This is a genomic window from Stenotrophomonas sp. SPM (genome assembly GCF_003105135.1).
Classification (GTDB): Bacteria; Pseudomonadota; Gammaproteobacteria; order Xanthomonadales; family Xanthomonadaceae; genus Stenotrophomonas.
In genome coordinates, this window is the sequence record NZ_QETL01000186.1 from 1 (window position 1) to 3,103 (window position 3,103).

Here is a 3,103-nt window from a genome sequence, read left to right on the forward strand (position 1 = left end):
CCGGGCATGGCCCGGCGCTACCGGTACAGACTCAATGTCCGCCGTCGAGCGCCTTCAGTTCGCTCACCAGCGACGCTGCGGCTTCGGCGCCATCGCCGTACAGCATGCGGGTGTTGTCGGCGTAGAACAGCGCATTCTCGATGCCGGCAAAGCCGGTGCCCTTGCCGCGCTTGATCACCACCACGTTGCGGGCGTTGACCGCGTCCAGCACCGGCATGCCGTAGATCGGGCTGGCCGGATCGGTGCGTGCCACCGGGTTGACCACGTCGTTGGCACCGATCACCAGCACCACGTCGGTGTTGGCGAATTCGGGGTTGATGTCGTCCATGTCGGCGATCAGGTCGTAGGGCACGCCCGCTTCGGCCAGCAGCACGTTCATGTGCCCGGGCATGCGCCCGGCCACCGGGTGGATGGCGAACTTCACCTTCACACCGCGCTGGCCCAGACGCTGCGCCAGCTCCCAGATCTTGTGCTGGGCCTGGGCCACGGCCATGCCGTAGCCGGGCACGATCACCACGCGCTCGGCGAAGGCCATCATCGCCGCCACGTCGGCCGCTTCGATCGGCTTCTGCGAACCGGTGATCGCCTGCGCTTCGCCACCGGCGCCACCGCCGAAGTTGGAGAACAGCACGTTGCTGATCGGCCGGTTCATCGCCTTGGCCATCAGCCGCGTCAGCAGGATGCCGGCCGCGCCGACCATCATGCCGGCGATGATCAGCGCCTCGTTGCCCAGCACATAGCCTTCGAAGGACACCGCCAGGCCGGTGAACGCGTTGTACAGCGAGATCACCACCGGCATGTCGGCGCCGCCGATGGGCAGCGTCATCAGCACGCCCAAGGCCAGCGCCAGCACGAAAAAGGCCACGATGGACCACGTGCTGAGCGTGCTGGCGGCGATGATCGCCAGCACCACCACGGCCAGCGCCACCAGGAGGCTCAGCGCCTGCTGGCCGGGCCAGGTGACGCGCTTGTCCATCCGCCCGTCGAGCTTGGCCCAGGCGATGACCGAACCGGACAGCGACACCGCGCCGATGGCCGCGCCGACCACCGCCAGCAGCAGCATGGTGGCCGAGGGCTGGCGCGCAGCCAGGTCGGCCAGCGCCTGCGCACTCCAGTGGCTGGTATCGCGGTTGGCCAGGAAGGCATAGCGCAGCAGTTCCACCGCGCCGATGGCTGCAGCCGAGCCACCGCCCATGCCGTTGTAGAGCGCCACCATCTGCGGCATGTCGGTGATGGCGACCTTGCCTGCCGACCACCAGGCCAGGCCGGCGCCGAGCAGCAGGGCCACCAGGATCAGCGGCACGTTGTGCAGTTCGGGGAGGAAGAAGGTGGCCACCGTGGCCAGCAGCATGCCCAACCCGGCCCAGCGGATGCCGCTGCGCGCGGTGAGCGGCGAGGCCATGCGCTGCAGGCCGAGCAGGAACAGGGTGGCGGCCACCAGGTAGCTGGCCTTGACCAGCCAATCGAGCAGTTCGACGGTGCTGATGTTCAAGCCTGCGGCTCCTTCGGTTCGTCCTTGACACCCTTGGGTGCGCTCGGCTTGAACATTTCCAGCATGCGCGCGGTGACCACGTAGCCACCGGCGGCGTTGCCGGCGCCCAGCACCACGGCGAGGAAGCCCAGGGCCTTCTCCAGCGGTGTCTGCGCGTGGCCCAGCACCACCATCGCGCCGATCAGCACGATGCCGTGGATGAAGTTGGAACCCGACATCAGCGGGGTATGCAGGATGACCGGCACCCGCGAAATGATCACGTGGCCCGCGATTGCGGCCAGCATGAAGATGTACAGCGCCACGAACCCGTCACTCATCGGCAACGCCTCCCGCTCTGTCTTCGTCGCCCCATCATAACCACGGGCTGAACCCGGCGCGTACTCCGGTCAACCAAAGCCGCGCTCACGCGTTGTCGATGGTGACCCCGAGCGAGGAACCGTACCCTGTGCTGGTGAGCAGCCCCCTCCCCCCGACCGCCGACGCCGATGCCCTGCCGGGATCACTGGAAGCGTTCCTGGCCAGCGTCGGCCCGCGCGCCTTCCGCTTCGCCGAGGCCGGCCTGCGCCAGCGCGAGGATGCGCTGGACGCGGTACAGGACGCCCTGCTGCGCATGCTGGACTACGCCGACAAGCCGGCCGCCGAATGGGCGCCGCTGTTCTGGAGCATCCTGCGCCGGCGGGTGATCGACCTGCAGCGCCGGCGCCGCTTCCGCCTGCCGTTCTGGCGCGACAACCACGATGCCGACGGTGCCGACATCGACTGGGCCGACCCCGGCCCGGACCCGGCCCAGGCGCACGAGCAGCGCCAGCAGTACCAGCAGTTGGTGCAGGCCCTGCGCACCCTGCCCGCCCGCCAGCGCGAAGCCTTCACCCTGCGCGTGCTGCAGGACCTGGACGGGGCCACCACCGCCCGCGCCATGGGCTGCAGCGAAGGCGCGGTAAAGACCCATCTGGCACGCGCCCGACAGGCGCTGCAGGATTACCTGGAGAACCATCCGTGAACCGCTCTCTGCCTTCCGATGACGCCCTGCGCAGCCTGCACGCGCAGTCGCTGCAGTCGCTGTCGCCGGCTACCCTGGCGCGCCTGCGCCATGCCCGCCATGGCGCCCACGCGGCGCACCAGGGCCGCTGGCGCTGGTGGCTGGCCAGTGCCTGTTCGCTGGTGATGGCGCTGGGCATCGGCATCCAGTTCACCGGCCCGGACACGCACACCGGCCCGGCCCCGGCACCGATGGTGGCCGCTGTGGAAGACAACAGCGCGCTGTACGACGAGAATCCCGACATGTACCTGTGGCTGGGCGACACCGACCTGGCGATGGAGTGAGAACGATGCTGCGACGCCCCACCCTGCCCCTGCTGATCGCCCTGACCCTGCTGCCGGCCGCACCGCTGCTGGCGCAGACGGCGACGCCTGCGCCTGCGCCCGCCGCGAGCGCCGCGCTGCCGAACTGGGAGCAGCTCACCCCGGCGCAGCGCGATGCCCTGCTGGCGCCGCTGCGCGACCGCTGGAACGGCGCCGATGCCGGCCAGCGCCAGCGGATGCTCTCGCACGGCCAGCGCTGGCAGTCGATGAGCCCGGAAGAGCGCGACAAGGCCCGCCGTGGCCTGCGCC

General features: G+C 69.9%; 5 protein-coding genes. 3 read left to right on the top strand and 2 right to left on the bottom strand.

What is annotated here, in order from left to right:
* Nucleotides 1-31: 31 nt before the first annotated feature.
* Both DCO49_RS19740 and DCO49_RS19745 read right to left on the bottom strand, forming a co-directional pair.
* Entirely contained in the window at nucleotides 32-1,492 is a 1,461-nt protein-coding gene (locus tag DCO49_RS19740; protein WP_116865430.1) for an NAD(P)(+) transhydrogenase (Re/Si-specific) subunit beta, read from the bottom strand.
* A complete protein-coding gene (locus DCO49_RS19745; RefSeq protein ID WP_116865431.1) occupies nucleotides 1,489-1,809 on the bottom strand; it encodes an NAD(P) transhydrogenase subunit alpha in 321 nt (106 codons plus the stop codon). The genes DCO49_RS19740 and DCO49_RS19745 overlap by 4 nt, the downstream gene beginning before the upstream one ends.
* Before the next feature lie 98 nt (nucleotides 1,810-1,907).
* Between DCO49_RS19745 and DCO49_RS19750 the strand changes: the two genes are divergently transcribed.
* The 3 genes from DCO49_RS19750 to DCO49_RS19760 form a co-directional block, all read left to right on the top strand.
* Nucleotides 1,908-2,492: an RNA polymerase sigma factor gene (locus tag DCO49_RS19750; RefSeq protein ID WP_116865432.1), complete on the top strand. Its 585-nt coding sequence runs from the start codon at nucleotides 1,908-1,910 to the stop codon at nucleotides 2,490-2,492.
* Nucleotides 2,489-2,815, top strand: coding sequence for a hypothetical protein (locus DCO49_RS19755; RefSeq protein WP_116865433.1), 327 nt, complete (start codon nucleotides 2,489-2,491; stop codon nucleotides 2,813-2,815). Before DCO49_RS19750 ends, DCO49_RS19755 begins: the two co-directional genes overlap by 4 nt.
* Before the next feature lie 5 nt (nucleotides 2,816-2,820).
* Nucleotides 2,821-3,103: DUF3106 domain-containing protein (locus DCO49_RS19760; protein ID WP_116865434.1), on the top strand; the 283-nt coding region annotated here is incomplete at its 3' end.

Excerpts from the sequence above, each read along its gene's own strand:
- DCO49_RS19745 (WP_116865431.1), bottom strand. The coding sequence starts at position 1,809 with ATGAGTGACGGGTTCGTGGCGCTGTACATCTTCATGCTGGCCGCAATC.
- DCO49_RS19750 (WP_116865432.1), top strand. The coding sequence starts at position 1,908 with ATGGTGACCCCGAGCGAGGAACCGTACCCTGTGCTGGTGAGCAGCCCC.